The sequence below is a fragment of the Bacteroidales bacterium genome, assembly GCA_012519055.1.
In the GTDB taxonomy this organism is placed as follows: domain Bacteria; phylum Bacteroidota; class Bacteroidia; order Bacteroidales; family Salinivirgaceae; genus JAAYQU01.
This window is the reverse complement of the sequence record JAAYQU010000013.1, coordinates 27,598-49,292: the sequence shown is the minus strand read 5'-3', so window position 1 is coordinate 49,292 and position 21,695 is coordinate 27,598. Positions and strand designations below refer to the sequence as shown.

20 protein-coding genes are annotated in these 21,695 nt (G+C 34.4%); 12 read left to right on the top strand and 8 right to left on the bottom strand.

Features of this window, described 5'->3' with window-relative positions; all coding sequences use genetic code 11:
• The 7 genes from GX311_02650 to GX311_02620 form a co-directional block, all read right to left on the bottom strand.
• Positions 1-741, bottom strand: coding sequence for an isoprenyl transferase (locus GX311_02650; protein NLK15274.1), 741 nt, complete (start codon positions 739-741; stop codon positions 1-3).
• A gap of 2 nt (positions 742-743) precedes the next feature.
• Positions 744-1,448, bottom strand: a complete 705-nt coding sequence (locus tag GX311_02645; protein ID NLK15273.1) for an outer membrane beta-barrel protein — start codon at positions 1,446-1,448, stop codon at positions 744-746.
• Between the two features lie 51 nt (positions 1,449-1,499).
• Positions 1,500-2,429, bottom strand: a complete 930-nt coding sequence (locus tag GX311_02640; protein NLK15272.1) for a hypothetical protein — start codon at positions 2,427-2,429, stop codon at positions 1,500-1,502.
• Between the two features lie 48 nt (positions 2,430-2,477).
• Positions 2,478-3,389, bottom strand: a complete 912-nt coding sequence (locus tag GX311_02635) for a hypothetical protein (GenBank protein ID NLK15271.1) — start codon at positions 3,387-3,389, stop codon at positions 2,478-2,480.
• Positions 3,390-3,595: 206 nt separating this feature from the next.
• Positions 3,596-4,468 (bottom strand): NAD kinase, encoded by an 873-nt coding sequence (locus GX311_02630; GenBank protein ID NLK15270.1) that lies wholly within the window; start codon positions 4,466-4,468, stop codon positions 3,596-3,598.
• 38 nt (positions 4,469-4,506) lie between these two features.
• A complete protein-coding gene (locus tag GX311_02625) occupies positions 4,507-5,862 on the bottom strand; it encodes a hypothetical protein (protein ID NLK15269.1) in 1,356 nt (451 codons plus the stop codon).
• Positions 5,863-5,892: 30 nt separating this feature from the next.
• Complete coding sequence (locus GX311_02620) at positions 5,893-6,558, bottom strand: CBS domain-containing protein (GenBank protein ID NLK15268.1); 666 nt, start codon at positions 6,556-6,558, stop codon at positions 5,893-5,895.
• A gap of 106 nt (positions 6,559-6,664) precedes the next feature.
• Here GX311_02620 and GX311_02615 point away from each other — a divergent pair, with 106 nt between their 5' ends.
• From GX311_02615 to GX311_02560, 12 genes are all read left to right on the top strand, one after another.
• On the top strand, positions 6,665-7,381 hold the full coding sequence (locus GX311_02615; protein NLK15267.1) for a pyridoxine 5'-phosphate synthase: 717 nt from the start codon (positions 6,665-6,667) through the stop codon (positions 7,379-7,381).
• 15 nt (positions 7,382-7,396) lie between these two features.
• A complete protein-coding gene (locus GX311_02610) occupies positions 7,397-8,203 on the top strand; it encodes an alpha/beta fold hydrolase (protein NLK15266.1) in 807 nt (268 codons plus the stop codon).
• A gap of 182 nt (positions 8,204-8,385) precedes the next feature.
• Entirely contained in the window at positions 8,386-9,786 is a 1,401-nt protein-coding gene (locus tag GX311_02605) for a tetratricopeptide repeat protein (protein NLK15265.1), read from the top strand.
• A 15-nt stretch (positions 9,787-9,801) separates the two neighbouring features.
• Entirely contained in the window at positions 9,802-11,154 is a 1,353-nt protein-coding gene (locus tag GX311_02600) for a pyridoxal-phosphate dependent enzyme (GenBank protein NLK15264.1), read from the top strand.
• Positions 11,155-11,165: 11 nt separating this feature from the next.
• Positions 11,166-12,107, top strand: a complete 942-nt coding sequence (locus GX311_02595) for a DUF368 domain-containing protein (GenBank protein ID NLK15263.1) — start codon at positions 11,166-11,168, stop codon at positions 12,105-12,107.
• Between the two features lie 4 nt (positions 12,108-12,111).
• Positions 12,112-12,486, top strand: a complete 375-nt coding sequence (locus GX311_02590; protein ID NLK15262.1) for a DUF1987 domain-containing protein — start codon at positions 12,112-12,114, stop codon at positions 12,484-12,486.
• Between the two features lie 116 nt (positions 12,487-12,602).
• Positions 12,603-13,205 (top strand): SAM-dependent methyltransferase, encoded by a 603-nt coding sequence (locus tag GX311_02585; protein NLK15261.1) that lies wholly within the window; start codon positions 12,603-12,605, stop codon positions 13,203-13,205.
• A gap of 18 nt (positions 13,206-13,223) precedes the next feature.
• A complete protein-coding gene (locus GX311_02580) occupies positions 13,224-13,847 on the top strand; it encodes a YgjV family protein (GenBank protein NLK15260.1) in 624 nt (207 codons plus the stop codon).
• A 143-nt stretch (positions 13,848-13,990) separates the two neighbouring features.
• The gene (locus GX311_02575) at positions 13,991-15,244 is read left to right on the top strand and encodes an aminotransferase class I/II-fold pyridoxal phosphate-dependent enzyme (protein ID NLK15259.1); all 1,254 of its coding nucleotides are present in this window, start codon (positions 13,991-13,993) and stop codon (positions 15,242-15,244) included.
• A gap of 176 nt (positions 15,245-15,420) precedes the next feature.
• Positions 15,421-18,771 (top strand): SpoIIE family protein phosphatase, encoded by a 3,351-nt coding sequence (locus tag GX311_02570; protein ID NLK15258.1) that lies wholly within the window; start codon positions 15,421-15,423, stop codon positions 18,769-18,771.
• Between the two features lie 88 nt (positions 18,772-18,859).
• On the top strand, positions 18,860-19,825 hold the full coding sequence (gene rfaD / locus GX311_02565; protein NLK15257.1) for an ADP-glyceromanno-heptose 6-epimerase: 966 nt from the start codon (positions 18,860-18,862) through the stop codon (positions 19,823-19,825).
• A 91-nt stretch (positions 19,826-19,916) separates the two neighbouring features.
• Entirely contained in the window at positions 19,917-20,564 is a 648-nt protein-coding gene (locus GX311_02560) for a hypothetical protein (protein ID NLK15256.1), read from the top strand.
• 32 nt (positions 20,565-20,596) lie between these two features.
• Here GX311_02560 and GX311_02555 read toward each other — a convergent pair whose 3' ends face one another.
• Complete coding sequence (locus GX311_02555) at positions 20,597-21,514, bottom strand: hypothetical protein (GenBank protein NLK15255.1); 918 nt, start codon at positions 21,512-21,514, stop codon at positions 20,597-20,599.
• Positions 21,515-21,695 lie beyond the last annotated feature (181 nt).

Genomic DNA, 21,695 nt, shown 5'->3' with positions numbered 1-21,695 from the left:
TTACGTCAATTGTTCGCTAGTTTTTCCAAACCTTCTTTCACGTTTTTGATAATCTAAAATGGCACGGAAAAGATCTTCTTTTTTAAAGTCGGGCCAAAGTTTATCTGTAAAATATAACTCTGTGTATGCTAGTTGATATAATAAAAAATTTGAAATTCTTAACTCTCCCGATGTTCTTATTAGTAGCTCGGGGTCAGGAATATCTTTTGTTTCTAAGTATGAACGGAAAAGAGTCTCATTTATTGATTCCGGTGCGATTTTTTTGTTAACAATATCATCCACTATATTTTTAATGGCTTTATTAATTTCCCAATGTGATGAGTAGCTTAAAGCTAAAATAAGAGTTAGTCCGCTATTATTCTCAGTTTTTGTTATTGCGTGTTTTAAATTATTTATAACATCAGATGGCAGACTTTTCATATCGCCAATTACTTTTAATCTTACGTTGTTTTTGTGCAAATTGTCAACTTCATTATGTATTGCTTGTACAAGAAGTGACATCAACGCTGCTACTTCCTCTTTTGGTCTATTCCAATTCTCTGTTGAAAACGTGTACAGAGTCAGATATTTAACCTGTATTTCACCTGAACCTTCAACAACCTCACGAACCGCGTTAATGGCGTTTTTATGACCAAAAATTCGCGAGTTCCCTTTTTTCTTTGCCCATCTACCATTTCCGTCCATTATTACGGCAATATGGTTAGGGATTTCATCATTAAGTATCTGTTCTTTTACCGACATTTTTAGTTCATTATATTGTGTGACATTGAAAAGGCTGGGCAATCTACTGAACTTTTGAGTTTATATGCCAAATAAAAACCGAAAAAAGAATATGAGTCATTATTTCTGGAGTTTGAGCGTTGTTTAAAAGGAAAGTAATCTGCAACACCAAACTGGTGCGATGTTATTCTGTCTAAATCGTCTCTAAATGTGTAGTTGAAAATATATTCAACTCCCGCATTCCATCTGTAGGACAGATTTAATTTAACGCCTATACCAAATGGTGTCATGAAATTATTAAAGAAACGATCATCAAACTGCATATTAACTAAAGTTGCTCCAATTCCTATAGATAAATAAGGTGAGAACACTGAATAATTGCTGTCAAACTTGTATGGTAAAAAGTTTAACTCTAAGTTTGATGTTAATGAAATTACAGATGAAGAAAAGACCATATCGCGCTGTAGTTGATACTGATATTTTGATAAAGCATCTTTACCTGACAGCATAGCAAAACTAATATTACTACGTAAAGCCAACTGTCTATGGAAGTTATATCGCCCAAAAACTTGCAATCCGGGCCTGATTCTATGTATGGGATTAACAGTATTTAATTCACCAAAGTATGTTGAACCACCTAACATTCCACCAATTTCGATACCTTTTATCGCTACTGACCAACTTGTTATGCTCATAAAAAAGCACAAGGCTAATACTTTTCTAATCATCAAAAAAATCTTTTTGATTTAAACGAAACCATCTCTCAATTAGTGTGGAGGTTAATAAAAATCTAGTCTTGGACGACCTTTTCGGTTTGTTTTTAAAACAGCACTGTAATTAATTAATATAAATTGATATTGGTCAAACCAAGGACCACCGCGTCGTTCTCCTCCTTTGTAATTAATATCGTAGCTGTTTGTACGTCCGTGCCCTCTGTATGATAATATGGCAGCAGTTTCTCCAAAATTATCTAACATGGTTTGCGTTGAGGGATAACGACCGGCTCCAATATCATCAATATAGTCAGTCATGGCAAATCTCCATCCTGCCTCAATACCAATAGATCTGTATGGAGTTAATTTAAATTTCATTCCAATACCTACAGGAAAAGCTACCGATATTCGACTATAATGTTTATTGTATCCAGGTAATCCTTGTCCTTCCGTATGCAATGGATGTAAATTGTGCCACTTGCCATTTGTGTATGCTTGTGGGTTAAAGAAAATAGCAGCTACACCACCAAATAAATATGTGCCTGGAATTTTATTACGAATTTTTTTTGGCAAATTAAGCCATTTATAGCGAGTTCTTTTTTTGTGCTCACGTATAATAAAATATTCGTACATTCCAGACAACTCTATTATGGGGCTTCTAAATTGTAGAAACCTTTCTGGCCAATCACCGTACCTATCATCATTATATAACATTCCAACTGCCAGGTTTACCCTAATTTTTTGTCTGGGATCTAGTGCCATTCTGCCTCCTACCTGCATAACATACCTAATAGCTTGAGGGTTAACCCAAACATTTCTGAAAACCAAGTCTTCTTTTGCGCCTGCATCTCCAATGAAATTGGTTGCACCTAGACCTATATACCCCTCATATTTAAGTCTTTTCCAGTTATATACTTGGGCTGATGAATAACTGCACAGTAATACTACAATCAATGTAGTTAGAAATAGAATTCTTCTTATTTTAATTAATTGCATACTATTGTACGTTTTTAGTCAATTTTTCAAAAATAAAGCCAAAATATTTTAGAACTTGGGTAATCCTCTACGACCGGTTCTCATTTTATATGATAGAGTGATAACGGTAAACATATAGTAATCATCATCAAGAGAATTTCCACGCTTATCATTGGGACCGACTGAGTAGGGATTGCCATTTGCATCAGGTAATCCCGGGTTTACTAGATATTGGGCAATTGGATCAGTAAAAAACTCTGTGCTAACGTAGTTACGACTAACATCATCTATATAGTCTGTAAAAGTGAAGCGCCCTCCGTACTCTAAACCGATAGAGAATTTTCTGTTTATTGCATAACGTGCTCCTACGCCAAATGGTATCGCAAATTGTACTCTTTTGTATGGTTTTCTTGTAGGAATTACGTATTGTCCTTCTGTTCCAATTGATCTAAGGTTGTACCATTTCCCATCGTAGGCTTTCCCCTGTGGATTAAACCAAAAAAGCCCTACACCAGCAAAAACATATGCATTTATAGGTAGTGATTTGATAGTTTGCCAACTGAAAAACTTGGCTCTACGTCTGGGTGCTCTGCGCCCAAACTTTTCTTTTAAGAAATGGTATTCCGCATAAGTTGAGAATTCAATAATTGGGGAGCGAAAATTTAAATTCCTTCGATTTCTGAATTCATTCTTTGACCACTTGTCGTCTCCTCTTAAGTAGCCAAATGAGAGTGAGGCTCCTGCTGCTAAAGGTTCTAATATTTTATATCTACCGCCAACAACTATCAACGGTCGTGTGGCTGATATGTCCAAGTCAGTTAGCCAGTGAGTGGCTTTTCCACCTCCTAAGTCTCCCATGAAGTTTGTTCCTCCAATACCGGCAAAAACATCATATCTTTGACGTTGCCATGCATTGCGTTGTCCAAAAGTTATTGTGGAGGATATTAGAGTTATTCCTATCAAGAGAATTATTTTATTCATCTTTTTCCTTTGTAGTAATGTTAACATCTTTTGCACTAAATAAAATGAGCACGATACTTCAATATGTATTGTTCACGAAAAATACCAAAACATTTCGAAATAATAAATAAGGTGTAAAAATAGACATATTTTTATACACAATCAAATTCAAATATAAATATTCACAATTATTATTGATTTAAGTTATATGTTTTTTGAGTAAATGCTTAATTTCTTTTATCAATGCCCCACATTAATTTGTTCCTTAATGTATGAAAAAAATGATGATCTGGTAATTGAGCTATGTCAAGTGTAAAGTCTGCCGCACGAACCTTGAATTTTGTACGTGTTGGTACTTGTATGTTACGATTGTCAAGTGTTGCAACATGAAGATTATTTCTACCTTCGATGAATATTTCTATCAAAGAGTTTTTTTCTATTACTAGTGGGCGAACTGTTAAGTTGTGTGAGGCTATCGGGCTTAATATCAAGCTTTTGCTTTCTGGTACCAATATTGGACCTCCAACACTCATAGAGTATGCTGTAGAGCCTGTAGCAGTGCTAATTATAAGACCGTCAGCCCAGTATGTATTCAAAAAATAGCCGTCAACAGACACAGATATCTGAACGAGTGTTGATTGGTCATTTTTTCTTAACGTAAAGTCGTTTAGTGCGAAATTATACGTAGGTATATATATATCGTCTGACAGGACCTCAATTAGTGTCCGTGGTTGAATTATGTAATTTCCCTTTAGTAAATTGTCAATTGATTTGCTAATTTCATGTGGAAAAATTTCCGATAAAAATCCAAGTTTACCTGTATTAACTCCCACAATTGGAATTTGACGTTCTTTAACTATTGTCAGAGTTTCTAACATAGTTCCGTCACCGCCAAGACATAGTATTAGGATGGTATCAGAAGGAAGATCTTCTGATGAGCTATAGGTCTGACAGTGCATCTCTATGCCTTTTGTTAACAGCTTGTCATGTAAAGTTTTAAAACAACAGAAAGGGGTTCCGCTTTTTTTTAACAATGCTGAAATTGTATCAACTTGCGGTAAGAAACTGTCAGGTAATGATTTCCCAAATATGGCTAGCATTTACAATATTCTTTATTGTGCCAAAAATATATAAAATTTTAAAACGTAGTGCCTAAATGGATATTAAACGAACAGTTTATATTCATATTTAATGCAAATTCAAATCGGACAATAACGTCATAATATGACACAAAATCGATACCTGAACCTAACGACCATAAGATCATATTATTGTTATCAGGTTTTATTTTGTATATATATCCAAAGTCGGAAAACATTGTGGCATAAACAGATAAAAAAGGTTTATTAAATTTGTTGGATGCTATGTATTGGATTTGATAACCGCGTTTTTTAAAAAAGTTCCACGATAACTGTTGACGACTGCCTATAACACTGTGTGCTTTCCAAATATTGTCTTCATAGCCTCTGAAATAGTAGTTGTCTCCAATGTTTTTTCTTAGCCCTACAGGAGGTAATTTGTCGAAAAACGTCTCTCCAAAATAAGATGATGAATAGGTTAAATTGTAATCAAACGGGATATGCAATTGATAGTTTGTTAATATATTTTTCCAACTGTTTACATCAAAATCAGTTCCGGCTGCCAATGATATTTGTAGTTTTTGTCCAGAGGTTGGGTAATATATGTAATTCAGAGTTGAGTATACGAAATTATAATCAACATAAAACCAGTTGTTTGTCTTTGTTTTATTGCCGTAAAGAGGTAGGCTTACTTGAGTGATAGTGTCATTAATGCTAAAACGATTAAATGTACCGAGAACCGAGTGTGTAATATTGTGTTCAGGTCTATATATCAATCCTCCAATAAAACGACTCTCCCTGTATCCGTAGTTTTCAAAATCGTGGAATTTATATCGTAAGCTATCTATATCGTATAAAAATGATTTTTGACGAAACATCGATAAGTCAAAATACAATCCAAGTTTCTGATTGTTTTTGTTAATCATCGGGATATAATAGTTTAGACCGAATTGTTGTCGAAATCCCAATCGACATTTGAAGCCCAAATCCTCTTTTCGTCCTCTGAAATTGTGCTTCATAATCATAATACCGTAATTAATACGATCCCACTCTTTGGAGTGTATGAAGGTAGCTAAATTGCGGTCGGCGTGTTCTAATATAGGATAGGGCCAAAAGTACCACCTTTCGGCAACATAAACATAAATTACGTTTTGATTATTGATAACGGTATCAACCACCCTTATTTCGTTAAATAAACTTGTGTTGTAAAGATTTTCTTCGCTACGCTTGAGCTTTTCAAAAAGGTTACTGTTTATGGTGTCGCCTTTGTTTACAAGTAGCTCGCGTGTTATTATCCAATTTTCTGTAACTTCATTATTGTCGATTACAACATCTTCAATAATTTGTGCTTTACTAAAAAACGATAAAAACAATAATAATAGAGTAATTACTCGGGAGATTGTCTTATAGCACATTGGTTCAAAGCTATTTAGGCCAAGCCAAGATTAAATGTTCAAGTAACTCATCAAGGAGTTATAACGTTCTTTTATTATCTCTTTCATTGTGTCTTTTTCTTCAAACGTTGCCTTAATGTCATACTCGTATCTTTCAAAAGTTCTGATAATTGAGGTAAGTTCTGAAGTGTTTAGTTTTATTGTAATTGAAAGTCGCATAGAATCAGGTTGCGAAACAACATACATTGAAAGTATTTTAGCATCATTCCCCTCAACTATCTGAGCTATTTGACTTAGAGAATAGTCGTTAACATGAACTTCAACAACAATTATTCCACCACTAACATGTGCGTTTATTATTTTAGAAATATTTTCAATAAGCTTAGATAAAACAATAATACCTAAATATTCATTGTCATCACCAACAACTGGAATGGCAGTTAGTGAGTATTTGCTACAAATATCTATTATTTCAAAAACATGAGTGTATTTTGATACTGAAATGTTTGTAAAACGATCGCTGATTTTTTCGATGGGTTCTTCATAAATTCCTGTGTCGTATATAATTTCATCGGAAAGTAGTCCAAGAAACACTCCTTCATTTACAACAGGCAAATGAGAAAGCTTAAAAACGTTCATCCAGTTGAGTGAACGATTTGCGCTATCACTTGGTTTTAGTGATGGAACAACATCAGACATCATTTCATGTGCTAACATAGTTTCGATTAAATCGATAAAAGATTAAATTTGCAATCTGAAAATTTATTATAAATGCAAATGTACTCTACAAAAATAACAAATCCATAATAAACTTAAACGTAATATGACAAGATTAAGTGTAAATATCAATAAAATTGCTACAATTCGTAATGCTCGAGGAGGTGATATTCCTAATGTATTAGAAGCTGCTATTAATTGTCAAAAGTTTGGGGCACAGGGGATTACTGTGCATCCTCGACCTGATGGGCGACATATTAGGTACAGCGATGTACGTGATATAAAACCCATTATTACAACAGAATTTAATATCGAGGGATATCCATCTGCGGAGTTTTTGTCGTTAGTAAAAGAGGTTAAACCAAATCAGGTAACGCTGGTGCCAGATCCACCCGACGCTATAACTTCCAATGCAGGGTGGGACACTGTGAAAAATTTAATTTTTTTGCAAGAAGTGATTAAAGAGTTAAAATCGAGCGGAATACGTACGAGTATTTTCGTTGATACCAATAAGAAAAACATTGTCGGTGCAAAAAAAACAGGAACCGATCGTATTGAACTATATACAGAACCGTATGCTGCGTTATATCCAACTAATAGAGAAAAAGCGGTGTTGCTATTTGCTGAGGCCGCCCAAATTGCTCTAAATGAAGGGCTGGAAGTAAATGCCGGTCATGATTTGAATCTTGAAAACCTAAAATATTTTGTACAAAACGTAGAAGGTGTTTCAGAGGTTTCAATCGGGCATGCGCTTATATCAGACGCGCTCTACTATGGTTTGGAAAATACCATTCAAATGTACTTGAAACAACTATCTATATAAGATTTTATGATTGAGATGGCTTATAAAGTTTTTGGTCAAGGGAAACCTATCGTCGTTATACATGGCTTGTATGGAATGTCTGATAATTGGTTGCCCTTTGCTAAAAGAATGCAAAACCGATACAAAGTATATTTGGTTGATGTAAGAAACCACGGTTTATCGTCTCATTCCGAAACACATACATACGAAGATATATGTTCAGACATATCACTCTTTCTAAAAAACCACAACATTGAAAAGGCAATATTAATGGGTCATTCAATGGGAGGGAAGGCAGCAATGTTATTTGCCTTGCAAAATCCTGGAAAAATATTGTCTCTTATTATCGTTGATATTGCTCCTGTAAATTATCAGAGTAAAATGTATGATAAACGGATATATAATCATTCGGATATTATAAAAGCGATGTTAAAATTAGAGGTTGACAAAATTAAAAATCGAACAGAAGCGGAAGTTTTATTAAATAGGAGTGTTGGAGATATTCGCACAACACGTTTTTTGCTTAAAAATCTGATCAAAACTGAAGAAGGCTACAAATGGCGTTTAAATCTTAAAACTCTGCAAAGTTCCTTGATAAATATCGTATCCGGATTTGATTCAAAAAACCTTGAGCCTGCGACGTTATTCCCAGTTTTAATACTGAAAGGCTCAAACAGTGGTTTTGTGACATTCGAAGGAGAAGATGCTATCCGTAGGTATTTTCCGTTAGCAAAAATTGTCACAATTGAGGGTGCAGGACATTGGCTACATGCCGAAAAGCCTGATGATTTTTTCGAAGCTGTAAACGCATTTTTAAAGAACAATCTCATCAATCATATATAAAAATTATTTAACATTTTTGTGACAAAGGAGTTATTTAACATTTAACGACATCATATTACAGCACAGGTGTTTTATACAACTTTTTAGTTATGCTATAAATGTGAGACTATTTTTGTTTGTATGTTATTTATATGTTAACAATTAGTTAAAAGCATTATATTTGTAAATTAATTTATCACGCTATGGATTTTGATCCTGGGTTTTGGGAAGATAAAGCTATCAATCTCGTGTTTAGGTTTGAAAAAATGTTAAAATCAAACAAGGAGGAGTATTTTGATATTGACGACTTTATTGATATAATCGACACTTATTTAAGCTTAAACAAGGTTGATGCGGCAGAGAAAGCTGTTGATATTGCAATAAAATTCCATCCACTATCTGTCGATATAATAACATTGAAGGCAGAAGTACACATAAAGAAAAATGAATTAAATAAAGCATTCAAAATCCTAAAGTTTGCTCAAACGCTCAATGAAGACTCTATTGACTTGATTTTGACTTGGGGCTTCTATTATCATAAATGCCGACAAGATCAAAGGGCTAAAATGTTTTTCGAGAGAGCAATATCCAAATCCACCGGCGATGATTTAAAAGATACTTTGCTATTTATAGCGCGCTTTTATGGTGAAGAGAAAGAGTTACAACAATCAATAGAGTATTTAAATCGTCTGTATGATATAGATACAGAAAACTTAGATGTGATTTTTGAGCTGGCTAGTCTTTATTATGAAGTAGATGAATATGAGTCAGCACTATGGATGATTGATTTGGGACTGGATATTGACCCGTTAGATTTTCTGTTTTGGCAACTTAAAGGGGATGTTTCCCAATCTTTAAACCAAATTCCCGAAGCTATTGATGCCTACGAAAATGCGCTTGCAATAGAACCAGGTAACTATTTTGCATTTTACGGATTGTCGAACTTATATTTTTTACAAAAAGAGTATAAAAAATCGCTTGAGGTAAATAAGCTGTACACTGACGATTTTTTTGAAGACGAATATATCTATTATAATAACGGCTGTTGCTATTATGAAATGGGCGAATATGACAGAGCAATTGAGAATTTCAAAAAATCAATGACTTATGACCCAAATTCTGACCCATATTTGACTTGGCTTGGATTAGGGAAAACCTATTATAAACTTAAGGATTACAAGGAGAGTTATAAATATCTTAAAAAAACTCTTGACAAGAATCAAGATTTAGAATACGCATGGCTCTATTTAGGATACGTTCAGTTAGAACTTAGGCGTTATTCTGGTGCCGCTCGTTCATTTGAGAAAGCAGCATTATGTAATCCGAAAAATGATGAAGCATGGGACTGTTATTTTAAAACCACTTACAATTTCCTGGGAATAGATAAAGCCTACAAGGTTATTTGTAAAATAATAGAAAAGAATCCTGGTAAACCTGAATATATTTTGTTTAAAACTGCCTGTTTGATAGAGCTAAACCGAATTAACGAAGCAGAACAAGAGCTACGTATAGCAATAACAAAAAAAGCACCGTTTGAAGATTTTTTTATATTTTACCCCAAAATAAAGAACCTTGAAAATTTTATGCAGATCATAAAACATTAAATAAAAACAGATAAAATGACACCAACAAACAAGTTTCACTTCAGATGCCTTAAATGTAACTACATTATTAAAGATTTTAAAGAGTGGTTTAGCCACAACCAAATGTGTCCTAAGTGTAAACATAAATTTGTATTCACTGAATACAAACAGAATATTAGCAATGTAAAGGCTCTTATAGAAGATAAAACATATAAACAGAATGACTTTTGGCGTTATTTTGACTTCTTACCACTTAATAACAAAGAGAACATAGTAACATCAGAAGAGGGAGCCATTCCCGTTGAAGAGTGGAAGTTTTTAGCAGATTATGCAAAAAAACAGTATGGGATCGATATCGAGGTTTTTGCTTATAGAAACGACCTGAATAACGGAACAGGAACATTTAAAGATGTTGCAGCATCAGTTGCAGCGAGCGTGTTAAAAGAAAACGGAATTAAGGAGTACTGTATTGCAAGTACTGGAAATATTGCAAACGCCTATGCTCATTATTTTGCAAAAGCTGGCATATCATTATCTGTATTTATTCCTCAAGATGCGTTGGTGGCTAATGAAGCAGAGGTAAGTAGCTATGCACAACGTATTTATAGAGTCAATGGCGATTATGCGATGGCTAAAAATGTTGCAGCCCAATTTAACGAAAAATACAAAATTCTGATTTCAGGAGGGAATATTGACCCAATGCGCGTCGAAGCCAAGAAAACAATGGTTTTCGAATGGTTAAGACTGATGAAAAAGATGCCAACAGTATATGTTCAGGCATTAAGTGGTGGCACAGGACCAATTGCAATTGATAAAGCATATCACGATTTAAAAGAGACGGGTGTATTAGGAGATTTGCCACGTTTTATTATGGTTCAACCAGACCGATGCGCTCCAATGACAGCTGGATACCGTGAAGCTAAATCAAAAGGGTTTCCACAAGGTTGGTTGCAACAATATCCAATTATTGAGAATCCCGTAACTGCTGTACCAACCCTTGCAACAGGAAATCCGGGTACATATCCTATTATTGCAAACTTAGTACACAAGTCTAATGGCGATATTTTAGAGTTTTCAGAAAAAAATATCATTGATGTTGCACGATTAATAGCTTATGAAACTCACGTGCGTATAGGACCGGCTTCGTGTATCGGAGTAGGCGGATTTTTTGAAGCACTATATCACAATAATATCAAGAATGGTGATGTGGTCTTAATAAATATAGGAGAGGGAGTTAGACGTGCCCCTGAGCTTATGGAAGAGTTGATTTACACAACAAAACACATCAGCTCTATTGACGAATGTGAACGCTTTAGTCGTGATTCGTACAGAACACAGCTCTGGAAACCATTTTATGAATATGACAAAATAGCAATTAAAAACATCTAAAAACAACCTATATGCGTGAATATTTTTTGGCCTTTATTAAAGGCATAGGAATGGGAGCTGCAAACGTAATCCCAGGAGTTAGTGGGGGTACTATAGCATTTATAACAGGAATATTTGAACGCCTGGTAAATGCATTAAAGTCCTTTAATTTTACGGCTATAAAATTGTTTTTTACAGGGAAATTTAAAGAATTTGCAAAACATATTGACTTATACTTCTTACTATCAGTTTTTTTAGGAATAGGTATTAGTATTATTACTTTTGCCAAGCTACTACAATATCTGTTTGAGAATTATGAAGTAATGGTATGGGCATATTTCTTCGGACTTATACTAGCGTCAGTTTATTACGTTGGCAAAACTATCTCTAAATGGACATGGAGCGTTATAACCGTGTTTATTATAGGTTTTGTTATTGCATTTGCATTTACGATGTTAACCCCTGCACAAGAGACAAATACAGTACCCTATAATTTCTTTGCTGGAGCAATTGCTGCTTGTGCCATGATTTTACCAGGATTGAGTGGTTCATTTGTTCTTTTGTTAATGGGTAACTATCAGCTTATTATGATAGACTCTGTCAGCAACTTCGATTTTTCAGTGTTAATTCCAGTAGTTATTGGAGCTGTTTTGGGAATTATAGCTTTCAGTTATTTCCTTAGCTGGATATTTAAAAAATATAAAGACCAAACAATATCTTTGATGACAGGTTTTATATTAGGTTCGTTAGCCGTAATATGGCCCTGGAAAAATGTAGTAAGTACATATATTGACAAATATGGCGCAACACGACCACTAAAAACTATAAACGTTATGCCTGAAACTTATGGAACATATAATAATACAGATCCACATCTTTGGCAGGCTGTACTATTAATGATACTCGGCATAATAACAATAGTTGTAATAGAATATATAGCTGCAAAATCAAAAAAGCAATCTAAATCAGAATAATGTCATGGAAAGTTTAATTATTGAACAAACTGATACGTCACCTAGAGTAGTGTTTGATCCGGGGAAACAAACCTACGAGATTATAGGACGTTCGTTTCCTGAAGACCCCTATTCGTTTTTTGAACCCATTCTTGAATATATAGAAAAAGTATTTCCAGCAATTGATCATCCTGTGAGATTAATAATAAATACAGAATATTTTAATTCAGCTTCAAGTCGTTACATACTAATTGTTTTTAGGAAACTAGCCGAATTTTATGCTGCAGGCAAGTCGATAAAAGTAGTATGGCAATATTATGATGAAGATCTTTACTCAGACGGCATGTTGTATCAAAATTTAGTAAAATTACCATTTGAGTTCGTTTTTGTTGATAGTTAGTGGCACAAATTCCGAAGAAATATTTAATGCTTTATAGTAACTGTGTTATCTGTAGCGAGCCTTTGATATATAAAAAAGTGCTGGTTACAAAGAGATGTTATCATTGCGGTATAGAAGTGAGAACAAACACAGTCTGCACAAATGGACACTTTGTTTGTGATGAATGCTCAAGACGTGATGTTTATGACATGATTATTAGCGAGTGTTTGAATTATGATGGAATTAACCCAATAGAGTTAGCAAACAAAATAATGAGTTCAAATATTGTAAAAACACACGGACCCGAACATCATTTAATAGTACCAGCCGTTATGCTAAGCGTATATTTGAACTATAAAAAACAGTCTGAATTAAAAAATGAGATGCTCGATGATGCAAAAAACCGTGCATTGAAAATACATGATGGCATTTGCGCAACACATGGAGTATGTGGAGGAGCAATAGGGGTAGGTTTGTTTTTTAGTATTATACTAGAAGTTAATGAGTTAGATATACAAAACTATTCATACATAAATAGTGCTACAGCCAGTACGTTAATTAATGTAGCAAAGTATGGAGGTCCGAGGTGTTGTAAACGAAGTACATATTTTGGAATACTGCAAATCAGGAATTTTTTAGCAGACGATTTTGATATCAAGCTTCCACTACCCGATAGTGTAAAGTGTACATTTTTTCCTGAAAATATAGAATGTACCAAAGAAAATTGCCTTTTTTATTAACATAAAAACACAAATAATATGGAATCGAATACCTTAATAGAACTAATAGGATACACTGCTTCTGTAATACTGGTTATCAGTATGATGATGAGTTCATTTGTAAAGCTGAGAATTGTAAATTTGGTAGGAGCATTTTTATTCTCAGTGTATGGATTTATTATTGGTTCCTACCCGGTTGGATTTTTAAATGGATTGATAGTCATTATTAATATTTATCAAGTTTACAGACTTAAAAACCAAAACAAAGAACTCAAAATTATACAACTACCTGTCGATAGTGAGTATGTAAAAAGCTTTGTTAAGCATTACAAGAAGGAGATAAAACACTATTATCCTGATTTTGAGTTCGAAACAAATGCATTAGACACGTGTATTGCCATACTTAGGAATATGAATATTGCAGCCATAATACTTGGAAAGAGAGACGAAAACCAATGGCTAAACATAAAGCTGGATTTTGTTGTTCCACAGTATCGTGATACTAAAGTAGGACAACATCTTTTTGTGTTAAATAAGCAATATTTTAAAGATAAAGGTTTTTCTAAGATTATTATTGCAGGGAAAAATAGACAACGTGAGCAATACTTACGTGAAGTCGGATTTTTATCTATCGATAATGATAAGTTTGAACTGAAACTATAAAAAGATAAAAGAGGAACGAGGTTGCTAACTACCAATTTAACTTTAAAACTTTCAATTTATAGCTCAATCAGTAAGTATAAAAGCGTATTATATACAGCAATAAAAGAGGTATCTTCGCAAAAAATAAAAATGGTACAATTATGATGGATATTTTCGAAAAAGTAAAAGCAGACAGAGGACCTATAGGTCAATATCAAAAGCAAGGACATGGCTATTTTGCATTTCCAAAGTTAGAAGGTCCCATTCAACCAAGAATGATTTTTAACGGAAAAGAGGTATTAACCTGGAGTTTAAATAATTATTTAGGATTGGCAAATCACCCCGAAGTTCGCAAAGCCGATGCCGATGCAGCAGAAAAATTTGGCATGGCTTATCCCATGGGAGCGAGGATGATGTCTGGTCAAACTAAATATCATGAAGAACTTGAACGCAAATTGGCAAAATTTGTAGGAAAAGAGGATGCTTTTCTTTTGAACTATGGCTATCAAGGCATGGTTTCTATAATTGACTCAATGGTTGATCGTAATGACGTGATAGTTTATGACAGCGAATCACACGCTTGTATTCTCGATGGTATGAGACTTCATATCGGAAAACGTTTTGTTTTTCCTCATAATGACATGAGTAGCCTTCGCAAACAGTTAGAACGAGCAACAAAATTAGTTGAAAATACCAATGGCGGAATTTTAGTTATTACCGAAGGTGTATTTGGTATGGCTGGCGATTTGGGAAATTTGAAAGAAATTGTCGCCTTGAAAAAAGATTTCAAATTCAGGTTACTCGTTGATGACGCGCATGGCTTCGGCACAATGGGTAAAACAGGAGCAGGAGCTGGTGAACATTATGGAGTGCAAGATGAAATTGACCTCTACTTTGCCACATTCGCTAAATCAATGGCAGGCATAGGAGCTTTTATTGCTGCTGAAAAAGACATAGTTGATTATTTGCGCTACAATATGCGCTCGCAGACATTTGCAAAATCATTGCCAATGCCTATGGTTATTGGAGCTTTAAAACGATTAGAACTCTTACAAACAAAACCAGAGCTAAAAGCTAATCTTTGGAAAATAGTAGATGCCCTACAATCAGGTTTAAAAGAGAGAGGATTTGATATTGGCGTGACAGAGTCGCCGGTAACACCAGTTTATATGCATGGAGGCGTTATCGAGGCGACTAGTTTGGTAATGGACTTACGAGAAAATTACGGAATATTTTGTTCGGTTGTAATATATCCTGTAATACCTAAAGGTGATATTTTATTGAGATTAATTCCAACCGCAGTGCATACTTTAGACGATGTTAAAGAGACACTTGATGCGTTTGATGCATGTCGTGAAAAACTTGTAAAAGGACATTATAAACAAGACAAATTCCCTGTTATACCAAAAGGTTTATAAATATTAATGATTAACTTAAAGGCGGGTAAAGGCATTGACTTTTATCCGCCTTTGTGTTTTATGATTTAATCTATTTATTAAAAAAATAAGCGTAAAATCAAGTATTAAATGCAACATTGTTTAGTTAAGATATAAAAACAATTTTGTATTTTTGTGAATCTTCAAATCTTGATAATATGAAAATATTACTACTTTTATATGTTCTTGCAGTAGCTTTATCTAGCGTTGTTAATGGACAAATTAACAAGTATGGTCTGTCTGAGCTTCAAAACTACACTATTAAAGAGTATGAAGGTGAAGAGCAAAACTGGTCAGTAGTTCAGGATAAAAGAGGAGTTTATTACATAGGGAAAACATCTGAGGGTATCATGGAGTTTGATGGAACTAACTGGACAAAGATACCCGTACCTAACACGTCAATGATAAGAGCACTTGCAGTCGGAAACGACGGAATGGTTTATGTTGGAGCAATAGGAGAAATAGGAAGATTAAAACCAGATAAAAACGGTACACTCTATTATGAATCATTGTTACCATATTTCAGAGATACGATTGTTAGAAACAACTTTATTGCAGATGTCTGGAAAGTATATAATTACAAAAACCAGATACTATTTTCTACACGACAGCAATTAGCGTTCTTTGATGGCGATTCTGTATCGGCAATTGAGATGGGAGGATCACGTAGTACCGGAAATTTTATGACTTTTGTTGCTGATGACGACATATATATTGGAAGCTTTACAAAAGGATTACATAAATTAGTTGGCGATACAATAGAAGTTGTACCAAATTCCGAGATACTTAGAGAAAAAAACATTTTTGCAATAGTAGAATATGATAAGGACACTTTGCTTATAGCAACAGCCTGGAGCGAGTTTTATTTATTTGACCCCCAAAATAATGTTTTTAAACCCTGGACACTAAAAGGTAATTTGGTTAATTATATAAACGAAAAAGAAGCCATGTTTTATAGCGGTATAAAAATGGCTAACGGTAATTTTGCATTCGGCTACGTTGTTGGAGGCAAATGTAGTTATATCGAAGTGAATAAAAAAGGCGAAGTGCTAAGCCTCTTAAACACCGAGCTTGGGCTTAATGACGAAAGTGTTACATCTCTTTTTCAAGAATCGTCGGAGTTTAGTGACAAACCAATACTATGGCTCACATTAAACAATGGCATTGCAAACCTTGATGTTAGTTCTCAGATAAAAAAGTTTGACGAAATAAACGGACTTAACGGAATGATACTAGATATCATTGATTTTGAGGGACGGATTTATGTGGCAACAATGTCTGGTTTATTTGCAAGCACAGTTGACGAACTTGGAGTGCTGACATTCAGGCAGATAGATGATATTACAGCTTTAACGTGGACATTGTTAGATTTTAAAGACCCAAAAACTGGAAAGAACATTCTTTTGGCTGGAACGGGAGGACGTGATGGAGTGTATGAAGTGAAAGGATATAGAGCTAAACGCATTTTCAAAGATACACAAAGACACATGCCAGCGTTGATAACAAAGAAATTAATTCAATCTAAAAAACAACCAAACAGAGTATATATTGCCCTTGAAGGCGGGTTTACATGGATGGATTATGTTAATGGAAGTTGGATTACAACCAATATAGCTTTTAATCATCAAGTTTTACGAGGTGACTTTAGAAGTATAGGCGAAGATAATGACGGAAATGTTTGGATTGGAAGCTATTTAAAAGGAGTGTATAAGTTTGAAGAGTTCAATATAAGTGATACTCTGAATCTTTATTCAACAGAACGAGGATTACCCTCATATTGTGGTCAGTTGATAGTTGATTTTGACGATAAGGTTTACTTCGGTGCCGATGACGGAATGTACGAATATGATAAAGAGAAAGACCTGATGGTACAAACCAATGATTTTGGAGGATTGTTAAAAGATCGTCATATCCACAGGATTGTTAAAACTCCTTATGGTTATGCAATAGCAGAAGCATCTGAAGAACAAAAGGTTGTTGAAATAATTAGCAAAAAAGATGGAGAGTGGATTACTAATGGCTATCCATTCAAGATTATTCCAAACGTAACTGCTGACGCTTTGTATGTTCAAGATTCGTTGTTGTATATTGGAGCATCAACAACATTATACGTATACAATCTCAATGACACCCTTGATTACACGCGTTTAAGCAAGTCAAAGAAATCATACGATGTAATACTTAGAAAAGTTTTTGCAGGTGACAGCCTGTTATATGGTGGAGCATTTTACAAACAAACTGAAGATGGTAAGTTGAGAATCGTTGATAAACAGTTGGAGCATAACATTCCACAGATTGAGTATGTCAACAATAGTTTGAATATTGAGTGGTCGGCATTGTGGTTCTTACAGCCGGAAAAAACACAATACAGCTATAAGCTTGAGGGGTATAGAGATCAATGGTCAAATTGGAGTTCAGAGCACAAAAAAGATTTTACTAACCTTAACGAGGGATATTATACTTTTTACGTAAAGGCAAGAAATGTTTATGGTGTTGAAAGTAACGTAGCTCAATTTTCTTTTAATATACTACCACCTTGGTATAGAACAATATACGCGTATTTGGGTTATGTTTTAATACTGCTTTTAGTTGTTATTGCAATTGTTAAAATATACACTCGAAGGCTTATAGCTGAAAAAGAACGATTGGAAAGAATCGTTGCAGAAAGAACTGCCGAAGTTGTAGCACAAAAAGAAGAAATAGAGGCTCAAAGCGAGAAAATTTTCCAACAAAACGAACATATAAAAAGTAGTATTAATTACGCAAGTAAAATTCAGAATGCTGTTTTACCACCATCTGAAGTTATTACACGCGTTTTTGGTGATTACTTCATACTATATTTGCCACGAGATATAGTTAGCGGTGATTTTTATTGGGTTGCGGAAATTAGAGGACTAAAATATTGTGCAGTTGCAGACTGTACAGGTCACGGTGTACCAGGAGGATTTATGAGCATGATGGGAATATCATTTTTAAACCAGATTATCGGTCAGGATATAACCCTTAACGCAGGAGAAATTTTGGATCATTTAAGAGATAATATTATTCGTTCTCTTCACCAAACAGGCAAAGTAGGAGAAAACAAAGATGGTATGGACATCGCGCTTTACATTATTGACCCCAAAACAAATGTTTGCCAATTTGCAGGAGCCAATAACCCACTAGTTCTTATAAGAGACAATGAAGCAATTGTATATAAACCAGATAAGATGCCGGTAGGTATTCACGTAAAAGAAAATGATCCATTTGAAAATCAAGAAATAATTCTTGAGGATGGAGATGTTATTTATACATTCTCAGACGGATACGTTGATCAATTTGGAGGTCCCGATAAAAGGAAATTTATGAGCAAACGATTTAGAGAGCTATTAGTCGAGATTCATAAAGAACCTATGGAAGAACAACATAGAATTCTCGATCAAACTTTACTAGATTGGCACGAAGGAATTGATAGAATTGATGACGTTGTTGTGATGGGATATAGACATAAAATAAACGGTACGAGTTAAAAACTAATTGCTTTAAATAGCTTGAGCATGAATGGTTGTAAATCTCGTTCATGCTTTTTTTTAAAATATAGCTGTAAAAATTAAATATATGATAGTAGTAACTGGAGCGGCAGGTTTTATCGGTAGTAATTTAGTTAGCAAGTTAAATTCAAACGGGTTTAAGGATATAGTTGTCGTAGACGATTTTTCAAATCCTGATAAGAATAAAAATATCGAATCAAAACAGATAAGTGCGCGAGTTGACAGAAATAGATTTTTCGACTGGATTGATGCTAATCATCGTTGGGTCCAATTTGTTTTTCATATTGGAGCAAAATCGGCAACAGTAGGATTCCCTAAATCTGTTTATGATGAACTAAACTTCAACTATAGCAAAACAGTTTGGACTAAATGTGTAGAGTACGGATTACCGCTTGTTTACGCCTCAAGTGCTGCTACGTACGGAGCAGGAGAACTTGGCTATGACGATAGCCACGAAATAATTCCAAAGCTCAGACCTTTAAACGACTATGGACACTCAAAAAACGACTTCGATATATGGGCATTACAACAAGTAAAGAAACCGTATTTCTGGGCGGGATTGAAGTATTTTAACGTATATGGACCAAACGAATACCATAAAGGTCGTATGGCTTCCGTTATATTTCACGCTTTCAACCAAATCAATGAAACAGGGAAAATGAAACTTTTCAAGTCTCATAAATCTGAATATGTTGATGGTGGTCAAATACGTGATTTTGTGTATGTTAAAGACCTGTCGGAAGTAATGTGTTTCTTAATGAATAACAGAAAAGATAGCGGAATATATAATGTAGGAACGGGCAAAGGAAGAACGTTTTTAGATTTAATACGTAATACATTCTCAGCAATGGGCAAACCGGAAAACATCGAGTTTATACCAATACCTGAAGATATAAGAGAAAAATATCAGTACTTTACTGAAGCGAACATGAGTAAACTTCGAGGAATAGGTTATGATAAAGAATTTTATTCACTCGAAGATGGAGTCCATGACTACGTGAAAAACTATTTAATTAAGGCTAAATATATCTGATATTATGTTTAGAATATTAAATAATATAATACATCAAATAAAACGAAGGGAATTCTTTATCGGCTATTTATTTGCCTTTTTAATAGTTTTTATGTCAGCGTGTTCGAAAGAGGATAGGGAGCTAGAAGCATTTAACTTACTTGAAACTGTTACGGATATTGAAGGAAATCAATACAGGATAATTAAGATCTACAATCAAACTTGGTTTGCAGAAAATTTAAAAACCACTACTTTTAACGATGGCACTCCCATTAACGATGGAGCCGATAGTGTTGTGTGGTCAAGTACTGATTCGGCGTTATACTGTTGGTATTCAAATAATCCCAGGCAATACAAAGATGTCTATGGGGCTTTATACAACTGGCATGCTGTAAAAAGCGAAAAATTATGTCCAAAAGGCTGGAAAGTCCCCGATGAGGAAAATTGGCAATGGCTTGTCGATTCACTCAAGGGAGAAAATGTAGCTGGAGGTAAAATGAAACATAGTGGAAATCTTTACTGGACAGCAACAAATACTGGTGCGACAAATTCATCTGGATTTCGAGCATTACCCGGAGGATACAGAAATATTGCATCGAAATATAAAAACCTTAAAGATTATGGTTTTTGGTGGTCAGCATCAAATCAGGGTGACAGCAGTGCCTGGTACCATTGTTTATACTACTATTCAGCAAAAATATACAAAAATCACACAAAACATAATATGGGTTTCTCTGTGCGTTGTGTAAAAGTAGATTAACTTGACTTTTGTAAGCTAACGTATGGGTTGAGTTAATTTATTATTGTGCTCTGAGGGTTGCTATCTTTATGTTGTTCTATAAGTATTGTACGTTGTACATCATCGTCGTAATGTAACGTCCACTTGTCTGTTTCTAATAAATTGCGGTACAGTTCACGACCTATGTATCTGGTTCTCTCAAGTTTAATTCTAACTCCTTTGGCACTCCATCTGTAAAACTCATGTTCGTAGTCTGAACTTTCATCCCAGCGGCGCATAGGCACATATTCAGGTTCAACTCCCAACTTATTGCTCACAACTTTAATGGCACTGTGGATTCGATAATCAGGAATATTGTGCCGTTCAATGGAATATATTTGGTTGTAACCTATTATTTTAATTTTTATGTCTTTGTCTTCTTTGAGTTCACAATCTTCGATAGTATATGTGTCGAAATCGTATATTCCGCGCGTTTTCAACAAGTCGCGGTCAACTAAATCGCCGATAGAAAAACCATCTATTTCAAATTTCTCACGTTGAAAATTGTTGGTTGGTTTTGGTTTGATTTTATTTTTTGAAACGCAAATTTTGGGGAAGCTTTGTAGATAAAGAATTAGCTTAGGTTTGTCGTTAATGTAAATGAAATCGTAAAAAGCAGTATCTGTAATAATTGTATCACCTGTGACTTCAAAAGAGCGTCCGTCATTATACACACCCTTTTCACGCACCAAACTATAAATAATCATTGAGTCGCTTAATATAATCGGGAAAGTAGTATCACCGACTAAAGCCTGCTTTTCAAAATCATAGTACTTGGCCGAAATTGAAGAGTCGTTTCGAAGGAATAATTCACCTGCAATGTACCATTCGTTCCCAATAAAGTATTTACGGAGCCTTGAACTAGATGTGTCGCAACTTGAAAAAATAACGACAATAATGAAAAGAAAAATAGGTAGTGATTTGTATTTCATATGTCTGTAATTTTATTGGTTTAAGGTTAAAATGTTATTAAATAATAATGTTTTGTATGTCAAACATAATTAGTCGTATTCACACTATTTTATATTAACTATAAAACACAACGCTAATATACAAATTTAATGTAATAATTTTAAAATAAGGCAATTTAATTTAAAAAATAGCTTTAACAAA

What these genes read in the sequence shown, in the direction of transcription:
- GX311_02650 (NLK15274.1), bottom strand. Translation starts at nt 741, where the DNA reads ATGTCGGTAAAAGAACAGATACTTAATGATGAAATCCCTAACCATATT.
- GX311_02645 (NLK15273.1), bottom strand. Translation starts at nt 1,448, where the DNA reads ATGATTAGAAAAGTATTAGCCTTGTGCTTTTTTATGAGCATAACAAGT.
- GX311_02640 (NLK15272.1), bottom strand. Translation starts at nt 2,429, where the DNA reads ATGCAATTAATTAAAATAAGAAGAATTCTATTTCTAACTACATTGATT.
- GX311_02635 (NLK15271.1), bottom strand. Translation starts at nt 3,389, where the DNA reads ATGAATAAAATAATTCTCTTGATAGGAATAACTCTAATATCCTCCACA.
- GX311_02630 (NLK15270.1), bottom strand. Translation starts at nt 4,468, where the DNA reads ATGCTAGCCATATTTGGGAAATCATTACCTGACAGTTTCTTACCGCAA.
- GX311_02625 (NLK15269.1), bottom strand. Translation starts at nt 5,862, where the DNA reads ATGTGCTATAAGACAATCTCCCGAGTAATTACTCTATTATTATTGTTT.
- GX311_02620 (NLK15268.1), bottom strand. Translation starts at nt 6,558, where the DNA reads ATGTTAGCACATGAAATGATGTCTGATGTTGTTCCATCACTAAAACCA.
- GX311_02615 (NLK15267.1), top strand. Translation starts at nt 6,665, where the DNA reads ATGACAAGATTAAGTGTAAATATCAATAAAATTGCTACAATTCGTAAT.
- GX311_02610 (NLK15266.1), top strand. Translation starts at nt 7,397, where the DNA reads ATGGCTTATAAAGTTTTTGGTCAAGGGAAACCTATCGTCGTTATACAT.
- GX311_02605 (NLK15265.1), top strand. Translation starts at nt 8,386, where the DNA reads ATGGATTTTGATCCTGGGTTTTGGGAAGATAAAGCTATCAATCTCGTG.
- GX311_02600 (NLK15264.1), top strand. Translation starts at nt 9,802, where the DNA reads ATGACACCAACAAACAAGTTTCACTTCAGATGCCTTAAATGTAACTAC.
- GX311_02595 (NLK15263.1), top strand. Translation starts at nt 11,166, where the DNA reads ATGCGTGAATATTTTTTGGCCTTTATTAAAGGCATAGGAATGGGAGCT.
- GX311_02590 (NLK15262.1), top strand. Translation starts at nt 12,112, where the DNA reads ATGGAAAGTTTAATTATTGAACAAACTGATACGTCACCTAGAGTAGTG.
- GX311_02580 (NLK15260.1), top strand. Translation starts at nt 13,224, where the DNA reads ATGGAATCGAATACCTTAATAGAACTAATAGGATACACTGCTTCTGTA.
- GX311_02575 (NLK15259.1), top strand. Translation starts at nt 13,991, where the DNA reads ATGGATATTTTCGAAAAAGTAAAAGCAGACAGAGGACCTATAGGTCAA.
- GX311_02570 (NLK15258.1), top strand. Translation starts at nt 15,421, where the DNA reads ATGAAAATATTACTACTTTTATATGTTCTTGCAGTAGCTTTATCTAGC.
- rfaD (NLK15257.1), top strand. Translation starts at nt 18,860, where the DNA reads ATGATAGTAGTAACTGGAGCGGCAGGTTTTATCGGTAGTAATTTAGTT.
- GX311_02560 (NLK15256.1), top strand. Translation starts at nt 19,917, where the DNA reads ATGTCAGCGTGTTCGAAAGAGGATAGGGAGCTAGAAGCATTTAACTTA.
- GX311_02555 (NLK15255.1), bottom strand. Translation starts at nt 21,514, where the DNA reads ATGAAATACAAATCACTACCTATTTTTCTTTTCATTATTGTCGTTATT.